Genomic DNA, 14,414 nt, shown 5'->3' with positions numbered 1-14,414 from the left:
TGGTCCGCGCCTCCCCTAGCGCGACGAGGGCTGACCCTACAGGGCGACGCCCACGGTCACCGGCTCATTTACGAGCGTGACGCCGAAGGCCTCGCGGACCCCGGCGACGACCTCGCGGGCCAGCGTCAGCAGGTCCTCGGTGGTGGCGTCACCGCGGTTGGTGAGGGCGAGGGTGTGCTTGGTGGAGATACGGGCGGGCCCGGTTCCGTAGCCCTTGGTGAAACCCGCCTTGTCGATCAGCCAGGCCGCAGAGGTCTTCGTACGGCCCTCCCCGGCGGGGTAGGCGGGCGGCTCGACGCCGTCGCCGAGGCGTTCGCGCACGCGCGCGTGGAAGACGGCGAAGTCGGCGTCGGTGAGGATCGGGTTGGTGAAGAACGATCCCGCGGACCATGTGTCGTGGTCGTCGGGGTCGAGGACCATGCCCTTCCCGGCCCGCAGCTTCAGCACGGTCTCCCGCGCGTCCTCGACCGGCACGCGCTCGCCCGGCTCGACCCCCAGGGCGCGCGCGGTCTCCGCGTATCGGAGGGGGGCCGAGAGGCCCTTGGCGTCCTCCAGCCGGAAGCGCACGCGCAGGACCACATACCGCTCGGGGTCGGCCTTGAAGCGGCTGTGCCGGTAGGAGAACGCGCACTCGGCGTTGGTCAGCGTCACGGTCTCGCCCGCCCGGCGGTCGTACGCGATCACCTCGGTGATCGTCGACGAGACCTCCTGTCCGTACGCCCCCACGTTCTGGATCGGTGTGGCACCGGCCGAGCCCGGGATCCCGGCGAGGCACTCGACGCCCGCGAGCCCGGCCCGCACGGTGCGCTCGACCGCGTCGGTCCACACCTCGCCCGCGGCCAGCTCCAGGCTGGTGCCGTCGAGTTCGAAGCCGGTGGTGGCGATGCGCAGGGCGGTGCCGTCGAAGCCCTTGTCGCCGATGACCAGGTTCGATCCACCGCCGATCAGCAGCAGCGGCGTACCGCTGGCGTCGGCCTCACGGACGGCGGCGACCACCTCGGCGTCGGTCGTCGCGGTGATCAGTCGGGTGGCGGGGCCGCCCAACCGGAAGGTGGTCAGCGGGGCGAGGGGGGCGTCGTGGAGTTCCTGCACGCGCCCAAGACTACGAGACGGCACCGACAGCGCGGGCGACGGCGAAGGGCCATGCGGCCACGCGCGCGTACGGCCCCGTCGGCGGGGACGGGACCGTACGCGCGTGGGCTCACGTCAGGCGGTGGACCGCCTCCGTCCAGCTCAGCGGGAGGTCGTCGCTGGACGCCGTCCACGTCACGAACTTGGCGTCCCGCATCTGCGGGGCGAGTCCCCGCGCGGTGGGGGCGTGGGCGCCCGCGTGGGCGAATGCCTTGAGGGCGTCGCGCGATTCCCAGGCGGACAGCGTCCAGAAAGTCCGCTTGAAGGGCTCGGCCCGCAGCGAGGCCCCGTAGGCGCCGCGCGCCCGGCTCACCTGCCGCCAGACCCGCGGCGTCCGGGCGAGGAAGAGCAGCGCTCCCCACCGGGTCCGGGTCTCGAAGCGCGAGGCGAAGACATGAACCTCGACGGCGGGCGGCGGCGTGTTGGGCCGGGTCCAGGGGAGGGTGGGCATGTCGTACTCCTGTTCGTAGGCAGGTGGTGAGGTCGGCTTCTTGGACGGACGGCGTCCGCTGTCCTGGGAGAGAGGTGACGTCCGCCGTCGTGGGCGGGCGGGGAGGTGACGTCCGCCGTCATGGGCGGGCCGTGACGCGTGCATTCCAGGGCGGGAGGCGACGAGCACCCTCCTGGACGGGAGGCGACGTGCACCCTCCTGGGCTGGATGTGGCACCCGACGTCCGGCGCGGGCGGGTGACGTCCGGATCCCGGGACGGGATGTGACGTCCCCCATCCCGGACTGAAGGTGGCACCGCCACCCTGGGCGGGCGGTGGCGCCCGGCCCCAGGGCGGGCGGCGTCCGCCTTCCAGGGCGGAGGTGCCGCCCGCTGTCCCGCGCGGGCGGCGTCCGCCTTCCCGCGCGCCGTCGGGTGTCGGCGCGCGGCGTGTCAGCGCGCGGCGGTGTCGGCCAGCGGCCTGGGCTCCGGCTCGGGCAGGTCCGCGGTCGCCGCCAGGGCCCGGCGCCGGGCCGGGATCAGCAGCGCCGCCACTCCGGCGAGGGCCACCACCCCGGCGCCCACGGCGATGGCGGGCCGCAGCCCGTCCACGAACGTCTGCGGGGTCTCGTAGCCGCCTTGGGCCGCGAAGATCGAGGACATGATGGCGATGCCGAGCGCCCCGCCGACCTCGCGCAGCGCGTTGTTGGCGCCGGAGGCGATGCCCTGTTCCTTGGCGATGACGCTGCCCATCACCAGGGCGGAGGCAGGGGCGAAGAAGAGGGCCATGCCGACGCCGCTGAGGATCAGACCGGGCAGCTGGACGCCGTAGGAGGCGTCGGCCGTGACGACGAAGGAGAGGTAGCCGAGTCCGGCCGCCTGGAGGAAGAGGCCGGTGGCGACGACGGGCCGGCCGCCGATCCGGTCGGAGAGGAGCCCGGCTATGGGTGCGACGAGCATGGGCATGCCGGTCCAGGGGAGCATGCGCAGCCCCGCCTCGGTGGGCGAGTAGCCGAGGACGCCCTGCATGTACTGGCTGAGCAGGAAGATCGACCCGAACATGCCGAGGAACATCAGCATGCTGGCCGCGTTGATCCCGGCGAAGGCGCGGGAGCGGAACAGCCGCATCGGCAGCATCGGGTTGCGGCCCCGGATGCCGTGCAGGACGAACGCCGCGAGCAGTGCGGCACCCGTGGTCAGGCCCATCAGCACGACCGTGTCGGTCCACCCGTCGGCGGGGCCGCGGACCAGGCCGTAGACGATGCCGAAGAGGCCGCCGCTGGCCAGCAGGGTGCCGGTGACGTCGAGCGGGGAGCCGGTGCCGTGGGACTCGGCGAGGCGCAGCCGGGCGAGCGGCAGCAGGGCGATCCCGAGGGGCACGTTCAGCCAGAAGATCCACTGCCAGGAGATGTGCTCGGTGAGGCTGCCGCCGATCAGGGGCCCGGAGGCGACGGCGAGCCCGTTGACGGCGCCCCAGATGCCGAAGGCCATCCCGCGCCGTTCGGCCGGCACCGCGGCGGTGAGCAGGGTGAGGGTCAGCGGCATCATCACGGCCGCTCCGACGCCCTGGACGGCGCGGGCCGCGATCAGGGAGTCGATGCCGGGTGCGAGCGCCGCGGCGGCGGAGGCGAGGGTGAAGATCGTGATGCCGACGAGGAAGAGCCGTCGGCGGCCGAAGCGGTCGCCCAGTGCCGCGCCGAACATCAGCAGCACGGCGAAGGTGAGCGTGTAGGCGCTCACGGTCCATTCGAGGTCGTGCAGCGCCCCGCCGAGGTCCTCGCGGATGGCGGGCAGGGCGGTGGTGACGACGAGGTTGTCGAGGGCCGCCATGAATCCGGCGACGCTGGTGATGACCAGGGCCCAGGCGGTCCCGCCCCGACGTGCGGTCTGTGGTGACATCTCTCCCCCAGAGGGTGTCCACTTGCTGATTAGTTATTGATCACTAATTTCCACGCTCACAAAAAGGCGCGAGAACGCCTTCCCGTTCGCCCTAGATCTCCAGCCGGCCCTTGGCCCGCGCCGACGGGTACAGCCCTTCCCAGACCCGGTGGTCGGGCGGGAAACCCATGGCCACCAGGCAGTTGATGAGCATTCCGTACGCCATGAAGGTCGTCGTCTCGCCCACGTCGGCACCGAGCGGCAGATGCACCGTGTCCCACAGGCGCATCCAGCCGCTGCGCACCACCTCGCCGAGTTCGTGGTCGCCCGCCTCCTCGGCGGCGCCCACGGCGACGTACATCTGCATCTGCATGAGCAGCATCTCGGGACGCTCCGCGATGACCCGGGTGTACGCGTTCGCCATGGCGTGCAGGGCCTCTTCGCCCTCCAGCCCTTCGGCGGCCTCGGCGAAGATGCGCGCGATGTCGTCCATGCACTGGCCGACCACCGCGAGGAAGATCGCCTTCTTGCTCGGGAAGAGCCGGAAGAGGTACGGCTGCGAGACACCGACCCGCTTGGCGATCGCCTCGGTCGATGTGCCGTGGTAGCCGCCGCGGGCGAACTCGCTCGTCGCCGCGCGGATGACGCTCTCGCGCCGCTCCTCTGCGCTCATCCTGACCATGAAAGTAAGTTAGTACTCAATCACTAACTACGTCAAGGGACCCTGGAGGTAAGGGGCGGCCCGCAATGGGAGCCGCCCCTTACATCCCACCGTCGAAGACTGCTCAGGCGAGTCGTACGACCGCCCGCGACATCCCCAGCACCTTCTGCCCGGCGCTGGTCGCGGTCAGGTCCACACGGACCGTGTTGTCGTCGAGCTTGGCCGCGACCCTGCCGCTGACCTCGATCACGGCGCCCTGGTCGTCGTTCGGTACCACCACCGGCTTGGTGAAGCGGACGCCGTACTCGACGACCGCGCCCGGGTCGCCCGCCCAGTCGGTGACCACGCGGATCGCCTCGGCCATGGTGAACATGCCGTGCGCGATGACGTCCGGCAGGCCCACCTCCTTGGCGAACTTCTCGTTCCAGTGGATCGGGTTGAAGTCGCCGGAGGCACCCGCGTACTGGACGAGGGTCGCCCGGGTCACGGGGAAGCTCCGCGCGGGCAGTTCGGCGCCGACCTCGATGTCGTCGTACGCGATCTTGGCGGTCATCCGCTCACGCCTCCCCGGCCGCGCGGGCCACCAGCTTGGTCCAGGCGGTCACGACGTGCTCCCCGGCCTCGTCGTGGACCTCGCCCCGGACGTCCAGGATGTCGTTGCCCGCGAGGGACTTGATCGACTCGATCGTCGAGGTGACGGTGAGCCGGTCACCGGCGCGCACGGGACGGCTGTAGGCGAACTTCTGGTCGCCGTGCACCACCCGGCTGTAGTCCAGGCCGAGCTGGGGGTCCGCGATGACCTGTCCGGCGGCCTTGAAGGTGATCGCGAAGACGAAGGTCGGCGGGGCGATCACATCGGAGTGGCCCAGTTCCTTGGCGGCCTCGGGGTCCGTGTAGGCCGGGTTCGCGTCCCCCACGGCCTCCGCGAACTCACGGATCTTCTCCCGGCCCACCTCGTAGGGGTCGGTGGGCGGGTACGTCCGCCCCACGAAGGACTGGTCGAGCGCCATGGCTCGGCACCTCCTGATGTCTTCTGCTGTGGATGACCGTGATCAGGTGAACCAAACGCCACGAGGCCGCCCCTGGGGTCCAGGGACGGCCTCGTGAAACGAGCCTTGTTATCGCGTCTCGCGGTGCGCGGTGTGCGCGTTGCAACGCGGGCAGTGCTTCTTCATCTCAAGACGGTCCGGGTTGTTACGCCGGTTCTTCTTGGTGATGTAGTTCCGCTCCTTGCACTCCACGCAGGCCAGCGTGATCTTCGGGCGGACGTCGGTGGCAGCCACGTGAGTGCTCCTTGACGAACGGATGGGATGAATTAACGCAAGAAAGAGTAGCCGATCGAAGGACCGACCCCACAATCGGCTACTGTCAGTAGCGGTGACCGGACTTGAACCGGTGACACAGCGATTATGAGCCGCTTGCTCTACCGACTGAGCTACACCGCTTCGATGCGATCGGGCCCCGCCTCGCGGCGGGAACCTCTCACACCAGAGCCCCAAAACGGAATCGAACCGTTGACCTTCTCCTTACCATGGAGACGCTCTGCCGACTGAGCTATTGGGGCGAGCGATGAAGACATTACACGGTCCGCGGCGGTTCACCCAAATCCGTTTCCCGCCGCCCGTCCCACCCCCGCCGGCGGCCCCGCACCAGCCCCTCGGCCACACCGGTACGACTATTGCGCTCCTCCCGGACGGGAGCTGATCACCGTCCTAGGCTCGACTCACTCTGCGTGATCTTGCGCTCCGGCACGGGACCTGCGGGCTCGCGCGGAGTGACCGGTCCCGAGCCCGGCGCCCGAGCCTCCCGGCCCCGAGCCCGGCACCCCGAGCCCTGTGCCCCCGAGCCCTTGGAGCGCGATGCCCGACAGCCAGCCGCAGCCGCCCCACTCGTCGTCCTCGCCGGGCTCCCCGGGCCGGCCCGATGCCGTCCTGCTGCTGTGCGGGGCCCGCCTCACCGACGGCCGCACCGTGGACGTACGGCTCAGCGGCGGGCGTATCGAGGCCGTCGGCACGGTCGGCAGCCTCGGCCCGGTCCGCGGCGGCGGCACCCGCGTGGACCTCGGCGGCTACCTCCTGCTGCCGGCCCCCGCCGAGCCCCACGCCCACGCCGACACCGCGCTGTCGGCCGACGACGACGGACCGGTCTCCCACGACCCCCACGACGTCCAGCGCCGCGCCACCGAGGCCACCCTCCTCCAACTCGGACACGGCGCCACCGCGGTGCGGGCGCACGCGCGCGTGGGCGACGTCCAGGGGCTCGGCGCGCTGGAGGCCACCCTCCAGGCGCGCCGCTCGCTGCACGGGCTCGCCGAGCTGACGACGGTGGCCGTCCCGCGCGTCCTGACCGGGGCGGCGGGGGCCGACGGTCTCGCCATGCTGCGGGACGCGGTGAAGATGGGCGCCTCCGTGGTGGGCGGCTGCCCCGATCTGGACCCGGACCCGGCCGGTTACGCGGAGACCGTCCTGGACCTCGCCTCCGAGTACGGCTGCCCCGTCGACCTGCACACCGACGCCACCGACCCGGCGCGTCTGGCCCGGCTCGCGGCGATGGCGGGCGGGCTGCGCCCCGGCGTGACCATCGGCCCGTGCGCCGGGCTCGCCGACCTCCCCACCGACGTGGCCTCCCGGACCGCCGACCAGCTGGCGGCCGCCGGGGTCGCCGTGGTCTGTCTGCCGCAGGGCGGCTGCGCGGGCGTCGACCGGCGCGGCACCGCCCCGGTACGCCTGCTGCGGTCCGCCGGGGTGCGGGTCGCCGCGGGCAGCGGCGCCCTGCGCGACGTGTCGAACCCGGTGGGCCGCGGCGACCCGCTCGAGGCGGCGTACCTCCTCGCCTCCCGCCACGGTCTGCGCCCCGAGGACGCCTACGACACCGTCAGCTCGTCGGCGCGGGCGGTGCTGGGGCTGCCGGAGGTGCGGGTGGAGGCAGGCTTCCCCGCCGAGCTGCTGGCGGTGCGCGGGGACCGGCTCGCGGGGGCGCTTTCGCTGGCGTACAGCCGGATCGTGGTGCACCAGGGGCGCGTTGTGGCGCGGACCAGCGCGGTGCGGGAGTACTGCAACACCGGTGCGACGGTGGAACCGGGGCTCCCCCGGCAGGGACGCGGGCAGCTGTCCTGAGCCGCGGCGTGCGAACTGGTGCCCACTCATGCCCACTCATGCGAACCCATGCGGCGAAGGCGCCCCTCGGGGCGTACGGTCAAGAACATGCGCATTGTCATCGCTGGTGGTCATGGTCAGATCGCGCTGCGGCTGGAGCGGCTGCTCGCCGCGCGCGGGTACGAGGTCGCGGGCATCATCCGCAAGGCCGAGCAGGGCGACAACCTGCGGGAGGCGGGCGCCGAACCGGTGGTGCTCGACCTGGAGTCGGCGTCGGCCGAGGAGGTGGCGGAGCACCTGCGGGGCGCGGACGCCGCCGTCTTCGCGGCGGGGGCGGGGCCGGGCAGCGGTGCGCAGCGCAAGGACACCGTGGACAAGGGGGCGGCCGTCCTGTTCGCGGACGCCGCCGTGCGCGCGGGCGTACGCCGGTTCCTGGTGGTGTCCTCGATGGGCGCGGACCCGGGGCACGGGGGCGACGAGGTCTTCGACATCTATCTGCGCGCCAAGGGCGAGGCCGACGAACACGTCCGCCGTCAGGACGCCCTGGACTGGACGATCCTGCGCCCCGGCTCCCTGACCGACGACCCCGGCACCGGACTGGTCCGTCTGGAGGCCCACACCGGCCGCGGCCGGGTCTCCCGGGACGACGTGGCCACCACGCTCGCCGAACTCCTGGACACCCCGGCGACCGCGGGCCTGACCCTGGAGCTGATCGGCGGCGCCACGCCCGTGTCGGTGGCGGTCAAGTCGGTCGCGGGCAACTGACGTTCAGAACAACGGCAACTGCCCCGGGAAGTCGGGCACGGCATACCCGTCGAGCCCCGGCTGCACCGCGCCGAGCTGCACCGCCCGGCGCGACCCCGGGCACGACACCAGTTCCCCGCTCTCCCGCGCCCCCGGCGGATCATGCCGCGCGAACCGCCCTGCGACGACAGCGATCTCCCGACGACACTCGGGGCACCTCCTACGACGGCTGACCATGCCCCCAGTGTGCCCCTCCCCCAACGCGAAGATCCCCTCCCTCCGCGTCTCGCGAAGGAAGGGGATCTCCCAGAAGTGGCGGCGCCAGGATTCGAACCTGGGAAGGCTGAGCCGGCAGATTTACAGTCTGCGCGGTGATCACGCTTCGACTGCATACTTCTGCTGCCAAGCGAGCATCTGCCCCACGAGTGCCCCACAAGCTCCCGTACGGGCACGGCATGGATGACTAAGAATGTCCCGCGACTGCACACGGCGATGGCTCATGCAGCCCGAAGGAGGTTGTGCAGGCGGCCGATGCCGAGCATGGCGTTATGGACGCCGTCGCCTCGGAGGAGGCTCGCACGAGGGTATGTATGCCAGCTTGGTTGGGGGCGAAGGTCGGTAGGATGAACAGTCTGACTCTCTGTCGGACGCGGATGCACCCCACGGTGGCCCGTCTCCCTTGCTCCCTAGCACGAGGTCACCTTGGATACGCTCGTCGACGTAACGCTCACGCAGGACCAGCACAACCTCCTCACCGCTATCGCCCATCGGTGGCTTGCCACCGGCGAGTGGCCTCGGTGGGCCGTCGTCCAGCACCAGTACGACCTGCGCGGCCAAGACGCTGATGTCATCCTCAACTCGCTGCCGTACGTCGGCATCGAGGGGCCCTTCGCCGCCAGCTATGGCTTCGTCTCTTACCCTCGTCCGCGCGTCAGCCCGCGTGACCGGGTGCGGCTCACCGTGGCCGCCTCCCTGGTCCTCCCCGAGGTGAAGATGGTGGCCGGGGAGCCGTTCGTGAAAGCCCTGCGCCACATGATTGACCTCTACACCAGCAGGACGATCACTGATGACGTCCCCACGCTTATCCTGCGTTCCACCGAGCTCGCGGCCGCGCACCCCGACCTCAATCCCTGGTTCGTCCAGGTGCTACCCGACCTGCTCTCGCATGAGCCAGCCATCAGCACCGGTGGCGTCCACCTCGCCGACGGGCGCTGGGAGCGAGAGGTTACCCGCAGCGTGATGCAGTACATCGGTGTGGACACCGTGGAGGAGTACATCGGAAAGACGATCGAGATCGTCACCGCGAACGCCGCGGAAATCTCCCCTGCCCCCGTCGGGGCGACCGAGCCGCAGGTCTCCCCACCCCCGCGCGGGTCGTACATCGACCCCGCCCTCCTGAACGACTTGGAGAAGGCCGCCCAGACGAGCACCTGGAAGCTGCACAAGCTGATCGCCCTGTGCCGGGAGCTGAACGACAACTACGCGGCCGGCAACCCGTACGCGAGCGCGGCCGTAATCCGGGCCATCCTGGACCACATCCCGCCGGTCTTCGGGCACCAGGACTTCAAGCAGGTGGCGGCCCAACACACGTTCGCCACGCAGCGCACCGACAAGGCGCACGCCCAGAGGCTCGCCGCCTTCAAGGACATTGCCCATGACGGCCTGCACCGGCCTATCAGCAGTGCCGCCGTCCCCACCATCGGCATGGACGACCTGGAAGCGCCCGCCCGCCTCAACGCCATCCTCTACGAGCTGATGAGACTTCTTTAGGGGCCAACCGACACATTCCAGACCTATTCTGGAGAAAGCGTCAGTATGAGCTCTTAGGCTTCAGGTTTTTCGGCGGGTTCTGCACAAGTTCACGAACTCTATCTCGCAACTGATATCCGACTCGCCTGTTGAGCAGGCGGTCCAACCCGGCTTTCGACATACCGCACCGCTGAAGCAAGTACGCCGTAAGTAGCAGATTGCCCGACAACGCAAGAGTCGCCAGGTCGCGCGGGTCCGGGTCATAACTCGCTTGATGCTTTATGCCATTATATACACCCCAAAACAGGCTCGCCCACACGCTCTCGTCACCTACGAAATCGACGAATGGCGTACCTACCCTCTTGGCGAGTGCGAGACTTTGCGGTTTCTCATTTGCCCACGACGGCCTACTCTCCTTCTTGCATTGAGCGATAAGCCTCTCGATTCCGACTGCGGTATCCCGCATGTAGCTGTGCCATGTCATTCCGCTAAACCGATACGGAGTGACGACCGCATCGAGCGCACTCGGGTACTTATCATAAAGCCGGACCCACCTACTGACCCCACGGGCACCTTTCAAATCCGCGAGGGTAAACAGGGGAAAGCCCACACCCCCTTTTCTCTTGCCTCGACTGGGCGGCCCATCCATAAGCGCATCATTCCAGAAACTGGGATATTGGGCAGGGTCATCCTCAGCGCCCAATACGGCCCTCCCTCCATCCACCGCCATGAACGAGTCGTGAGCGATGTTAATCAGGCCTTGCACTCGCGACAAGACAGTGATCATCTCAGAGACATCGCGGGCGCGCTTTGCCTTCACTCCAATCGACACGGGAGCATAAATCAAAGGCCTATCATCATTCTCAGCGACCTCCCAGTGTCCTCCAATGACCAAGGTGAGTGACCCGAGCTCCGCTACAATCTGCTCGGGAGATTTCAGGTGCACAGTAGCGGTCCTCGCTCTACCATCTGGATTCCGCTCTCGCTTTACTTCAGACACCTTCAACCCTGCCCACTTCGAAACTCCCGGAAAGTGGGCACTCAACTCTTTAACGCGAACGTTTACAGTCTCACCGTCCAACTCTTCGACTGGGAACCGCGTAATGACGGTGCGTGCCCCATATTCGAAGGCAGACGCTTTCCTCCCTCCGATGTTGGTTGTCCCTCCCTGACGGGAGATGTTGAGGATCACCGCACTCCCCTCTGGGAACACGCAAACGATCGCGTGCGGCCTCGCTCTTTGACTTGGAAATAGGAGACTCATTTGCGCATCCTCATTCAGGGTGCGGATTTCAAGTCTCCCACTGTCCCCCTTACTGACGAACCCCCTTTCGGGCTCTTCGTTGAACCTGCCATCCTCCGAGATAGGCCAGAAAAACCCCACTGTCCCCGACATTAGAGCTTGAATTTCTTTGTCCATGAAGCTTCCCAATCGAGAGTTCGGGTGCGTTCTAGTAGGTCAGGGAGGGAGACGAAAGACAGACAGGCACCTAGAACCGGATTTCTCGCCGTCCACTGCGACTTAGGCCGCCGCCACATCAGTCAAATCTAAGCGCCGAACCGCCATTCCCACGAGCACTGTAGCCTGCCATGCGGATGTTGTATTTGGGCAGGTGTATGTGATCAGGCTCCACTTGGATCTGAGCTCCTCCAAAGGCGAATACGCCGCGCGTGATAAGAATGGCATCGGGAGTTTGGAACTCCATCTGCACCAAAATATCACGCGACCCGCCGCGAATGGTCAGCAGCCGACCCACAAGTTCGACATCCCAGGAGGAAGTAGAAAAGACTAGCTCATTCTCTACGATTTGCAGCAGAGGCTTTGCTTGCTTATTGTAGACCCGCAAAGATAGAAGTAGACGCTCGTCCTGCTTCTTCACCTCGATAACCGCGCACCCCCTTATGACCAATAGGGGAACTACGGCATCCTGCGTGAATTCATGCCGCCAGATGCTTCCTCCTATACTCACCAGGCAACTATCACCGGAGTATCTCAGCGGGAAAGATTCAGACTGCCCAGACCGGAAGTTGAATGGGGCCTGATCAGCCGACTTCACCTCAGCAACAGGAAGTAGGCCGCGCGTCTTTTCCGCATGATGGGTCGGGCAAAGCAGCGTCATTTCATCAGGATCATGCCGCTTTACGGCAGACCACTCGGCGATATGTTCGTACTCGTACAACGGCAGCCCGCAGATCACACACCCAAATCCACACCGCTGACGAATTTGACGCTTGACCGACTCAGGAATATTCGGTCTCTTCTGCGCCATACACCCCCCTACCCTGCACGGTAGGGACATGGTAGGACCAAAGAGCGCACGTGGGCAGGTGAAGCAAGAAATGGGGAGCACGCTGTTGAGCCCGCGCTGAACTCTGTCGTCGACGGGGGCTACGCACCTCATGCCCGCTACGCTGGTACGCACCACAGCAGAACGGAGAGTGCTCCGCGGATGGGACCGAAGACGACCAAGGTCTACGAAACGCTTCGGGAGCGGCTCGCCACCGGCGAGTATGCCCCCGGCGACAAGCTTCCCTCGGAACGCACGCTAGTCGACGAACTTGGCATTGGCCGGACCGCGCTGCGGCAGGTACTCGCACGTCTCGTTGCCGAAGGCGCATTGGAGGTCCGGGGCCGCAGCTCTTACCGGGTACCCGGCCCTGTGACCATCCGGCGGCCGGAGGGTGTGGAGCCGTGGCGCATCCATGGTGAGCGGGACCTGTATGACAACCGCTGGGTGAAGCTGCAGCTCTGGGACGTGGAACCGCCCGGCATGAAGTCGTTCGAGCACCACGTGGTGAAGCTGCACCATGTGGCCGTCACCGCCGTTTTGGACGACCAGGACCGCGTGCTCATGATGTGGCGCTACCGCTTCGTGCCCCAGCAGTTCGGGTGGGAGCTCCCGGGTGGCATCGTCGACGCTGGCGAGGAACCGGCGGACACGGCACTGCGGGAAGTCGTCGAAGAGACCGGGTGGCGCCCGAAGGCGCTAGAACACGTTGTGACCTATCAGCCCATGGTCGGCATGGTCGACTCGCCCCACGACATCTTCGTCAGCCACGGGGCGGAGAAGGTCGGCGAACCGACCGACCTAGAGGAAGCTGGCCACATCGAGTGGGTTCCCCTCGCAGACATTCCAGGGCTAATGGCCCGCGGTGAGCTGATGGGGTCCGGCACGCTCGTTGCTCTGCTGCACATCCTTGCCAACCGGCGCGCCCAGGGGGTCACAACCGGGCGCTGAGCATGTCGACACGACGGCGCTGCCTCACCGATCCAGTGCGGCCCGCCAGCAGCCGGGCCTGCCTCAAATGGGTGTGGGCGTCGTCGTACTCGGCTCGCGTCAAGTGCGCGTGCGCCAAGTCTGTATGCAGTCCAGCGCGCGCCCGGACGAACGACGGGTCCATGTCTTCCAGCGCTCCATACAGACTCGTGACCGCGTCGCTGTCACCGAGCATGGCGAGCACGTTGCCTTGCCACCGGGCAAGGTGGGTGCCGTTTAGGAAGATGCTCAACATGTCCGGGTCCCTGTCTTCCGGTCCTGCTGGGATGGTGGCCAGGGCCGCATCGAGCGCCCGTCGGGAGTCGTCCGGCATGCCGGCGTATGCGCACATCTCCGCTTCGGCCGCGTGAAGCCACGCTCGCAATCGGGCTGAACCTGACTGGCCAACGGTGCGCCGCGCGTCCCGTACGAGGTCGACCCCGAGGGCAGGTCGACCGGCTTCGCAGAGCACGTACGCCTGTTCCGCCATGGCGTGGGCAAGGTACATCGGAGCCTCAGCGTCACGCGCCGCTCGTTTCGCGAGTTCGTAGTGCCGCCATGCCCGTTCGACCGCTCCGGAGTCGATGGCCTGCCACGCCGCAAGGGTCGACGCACCTGCGAGGGCTAGGGCAACAGGTCGGCGTGCGGACGGCAGCACGGCGAAGTTGAGCGCGTCTTCCAGTGCGGCAAGGTGCCCTGTCATCTGGTCGACCAGACCGGCCGCGCCCCTCTGCCTATCCATGGTGCGGAGCAACTCTGTCTGGTCGTTGAACGCCTGCACCATGGACTCACCGACACTGCCGGCCGCGTCGATCCGGCTGAGCAGTTCGTCGTAGCCGTCGACCGAAGCGGCCACCGGCGCCGGTACAGCGCCCCTCAGTTCCGCGTCAGTGACGCCGAGAAGCTTCCGCAGAATCCCCGCATACCGGTCCGAGAGCGTGCGCTTCCCGTTCTCCCACTCCGACACGTACACGCGCAGGCTCGCGGTGGAGGCAACATCCATGACGTTCTTCCGGGCGTACTGCTCGATCTCGCGAACCAGTCGCTCCTGAGACCAGCCGCGCGCCGTCCGTGCGCTTCGAAGTCCTGCGCTCACAGATCACCGTCCGACGGTTGAGGCCTTCACTGGCGCTCTCAGCATGCCGCACATTGCCGCAGGTCAACAGGGGTTAACAGGCCGGTTGTTAAGCGCTGTTGGCTACCGCCAGCCCTGCTCTGCGCGGTCTTCTGTAGAGGCACCGCAGGGAGCGAACGCCACCCTAAATGGCGAACCACCTTGACTCTGGTGCGCACCAGATGCAATCTACTGGTGCGCACCAGTTGGCGGACCTCGTGTCCGGCCTGCGGTGTGTATCAACGGGCGCTGCGCTTCGAAGCGGCGCCAAGGGGCCCGGGACAGAGCGGGCCGAGGGCGGACCCGACCCTTGTCATTCGGGACGGCTTAGACCGAAAGGTCACGTCTCCATACGCC

15 protein-coding genes and 3 tRNA genes are annotated in these 14,414 nt (G+C 67.8%); 4 read left to right on the top strand and 14 right to left on the bottom strand.

Features of this window, described 5'->3' with window-relative positions; translation table 11 throughout:
* Positions 1 to 36: 36 nt before the first annotated feature.
* The 9 genes from KBY47_RS20335 to KBY47_RS20295 all read right to left on the bottom strand — a co-directional run bounded on the left by KBY47_RS20335 (position 37) and on the right by KBY47_RS20295 (position 5,662).
* The gene (locus KBY47_RS20335) at positions 37 to 1,092 is read right to left on the bottom strand and encodes a UDP-N-acetylmuramate dehydrogenase (RefSeq protein ID WP_210922670.1); all 1,056 of its coding nucleotides are present in this window, start codon (positions 1,090 to 1,092) and stop codon (positions 37 to 39) included.
* Between the two features lie 109 nt (positions 1,093 to 1,201).
* Entirely contained in the window at positions 1,202 to 1,582 is a 381-nt protein-coding gene (locus KBY47_RS20330; protein ID WP_210922669.1) for a DUF3291 domain-containing protein, read from the bottom strand.
* A 430-nt stretch (positions 1,583 to 2,012) separates the two neighbouring features.
* Complete coding sequence (locus KBY47_RS20325) at positions 2,013 to 3,458, bottom strand: DHA2 family efflux MFS transporter permease subunit (protein WP_210922668.1); 1,446 nt, start codon at positions 3,456 to 3,458, stop codon at positions 2,013 to 2,015.
* A gap of 91 nt (positions 3,459 to 3,549) precedes the next feature.
* Positions 3,550 to 4,119 (bottom strand): TetR/AcrR family transcriptional regulator, encoded by a 570-nt coding sequence (locus tag KBY47_RS20320; protein WP_210922667.1) that lies wholly within the window; start codon positions 4,117 to 4,119, stop codon positions 3,550 to 3,552.
* A 103-nt stretch (positions 4,120 to 4,222) separates the two neighbouring features.
* Positions 4,223 to 4,651: a MaoC family dehydratase gene (locus KBY47_RS20315; RefSeq protein ID WP_210922666.1), complete on the bottom strand. Its 429-nt coding sequence runs from the start codon at positions 4,649 to 4,651 to the stop codon at positions 4,223 to 4,225.
* 4 nt (positions 4,652 to 4,655) lie between these two features.
* Positions 4,656 to 5,108: a MaoC family dehydratase N-terminal domain-containing protein gene (locus KBY47_RS20310; protein WP_210922664.1), complete on the bottom strand. Its 453-nt coding sequence runs from the start codon at positions 5,106 to 5,108 to the stop codon at positions 4,656 to 4,658.
* Positions 5,109 to 5,216: 108 nt separating this feature from the next.
* Positions 5,217 to 5,381: a 50S ribosomal protein L33 gene (gene rpmG, locus KBY47_RS20305; protein WP_003948671.1), complete on the bottom strand. Its 165-nt coding sequence runs from the start codon at positions 5,379 to 5,381 to the stop codon at positions 5,217 to 5,219.
* Between the two features lie 89 nt (positions 5,382 to 5,470).
* Positions 5,471 to 5,543 (bottom strand) — tRNA-Met (locus KBY47_RS20300).
* 46 nt (positions 5,544 to 5,589) lie between these two features.
* Positions 5,590 to 5,662 (bottom strand) — tRNA-Thr (locus KBY47_RS20295).
* A 295-nt stretch (positions 5,663 to 5,957) separates the two neighbouring features.
* Here KBY47_RS20295 and KBY47_RS20290 point away from each other — a divergent pair.
* The gene (locus tag KBY47_RS20290) at positions 5,958 to 7,214 is read left to right on the top strand and encodes an amidohydrolase family protein (protein ID WP_210922663.1); all 1,257 of its coding nucleotides are present in this window, start codon (positions 5,958 to 5,960) and stop codon (positions 7,212 to 7,214) included.
* Between the two features lie 87 nt (positions 7,215 to 7,301).
* A complete protein-coding gene (locus KBY47_RS20285) occupies positions 7,302 to 7,958 on the top strand; it encodes an SDR family oxidoreductase (RefSeq protein ID WP_210922661.1) in 657 nt (218 codons plus the stop codon).
* Between the two features lie 3 nt (positions 7,959 to 7,961).
* Here KBY47_RS20285 and KBY47_RS36625 read toward each other — a convergent pair whose 3' ends face one another.
* On the bottom strand, positions 7,962 to 8,174 hold the full coding sequence (locus KBY47_RS36625) for a hypothetical protein (protein ID WP_247694975.1): 213 nt from the start codon (positions 8,172 to 8,174) through the stop codon (positions 7,962 to 7,964).
* Positions 8,175 to 8,250: 76 nt separating this feature from the next.
* Positions 8,251 to 8,341, bottom strand: a tRNA-Tyr gene (locus KBY47_RS20280).
* Between the two features lie 298 nt (positions 8,342 to 8,639).
* Between KBY47_RS20280 and KBY47_RS20275 the strand changes: the two genes are divergently transcribed.
* Positions 8,640 to 9,707, top strand: coding sequence for a hypothetical protein (locus KBY47_RS20275; RefSeq protein WP_210922660.1), 1,068 nt, complete (start codon positions 8,640 to 8,642; stop codon positions 9,705 to 9,707).
* 40 nt (positions 9,708 to 9,747) lie between these two features.
* Here KBY47_RS20275 and KBY47_RS20270 read toward each other — a convergent pair whose 3' ends face one another.
* Both KBY47_RS20270 and KBY47_RS20265 read right to left on the bottom strand, forming a co-directional pair.
* Complete coding sequence (locus tag KBY47_RS20270) at positions 9,748 to 11,106, bottom strand: HEPN domain-containing protein (RefSeq protein WP_210922658.1); 1,359 nt, start codon at positions 11,104 to 11,106, stop codon at positions 9,748 to 9,750.
* Positions 11,107 to 11,224: 118 nt separating this feature from the next.
* A complete protein-coding gene (locus KBY47_RS20265; protein ID WP_210922656.1) occupies positions 11,225 to 11,956 on the bottom strand; it encodes an HNH endonuclease signature motif containing protein in 732 nt (243 codons plus the stop codon).
* 180 nt (positions 11,957 to 12,136) lie between these two features.
* On the opposite strand from KBY47_RS20265, the gene KBY47_RS20260 reads away from it, so the two are divergent.
* Positions 12,137 to 12,925 carry a GntR family transcriptional regulator gene (locus KBY47_RS20260; RefSeq protein WP_210922654.1) on the top strand — a complete coding sequence of 263 codons (789 nt, stop codon included), beginning with the start codon at positions 12,137 to 12,139 and terminating at the stop codon, positions 12,923 to 12,925.
* Here the strand turns inward: KBY47_RS20260 and KBY47_RS20255 are convergent.
* Positions 12,909 to 14,039, bottom strand: a complete 1,131-nt coding sequence (locus KBY47_RS20255) for a helix-turn-helix transcriptional regulator (RefSeq protein WP_308405214.1) — start codon at positions 14,037 to 14,039, stop codon at positions 12,909 to 12,911. The two genes, KBY47_RS20260 and KBY47_RS20255, sit on opposite strands and share 17 nt — an antisense overlap.
* Positions 14,040 to 14,414 lie beyond the last annotated feature (375 nt).

Origin of the sequence: Streptomyces sp. B93 (assembly GCF_018070565.1) — a bacterium.
In the GTDB taxonomy this organism is placed as follows: Bacteria; Actinomycetota; Actinomycetes; order Streptomycetales; family Streptomycetaceae; genus Streptomyces.
This window is presented reverse-complemented; position numbering and strand designations above follow the sequence as displayed.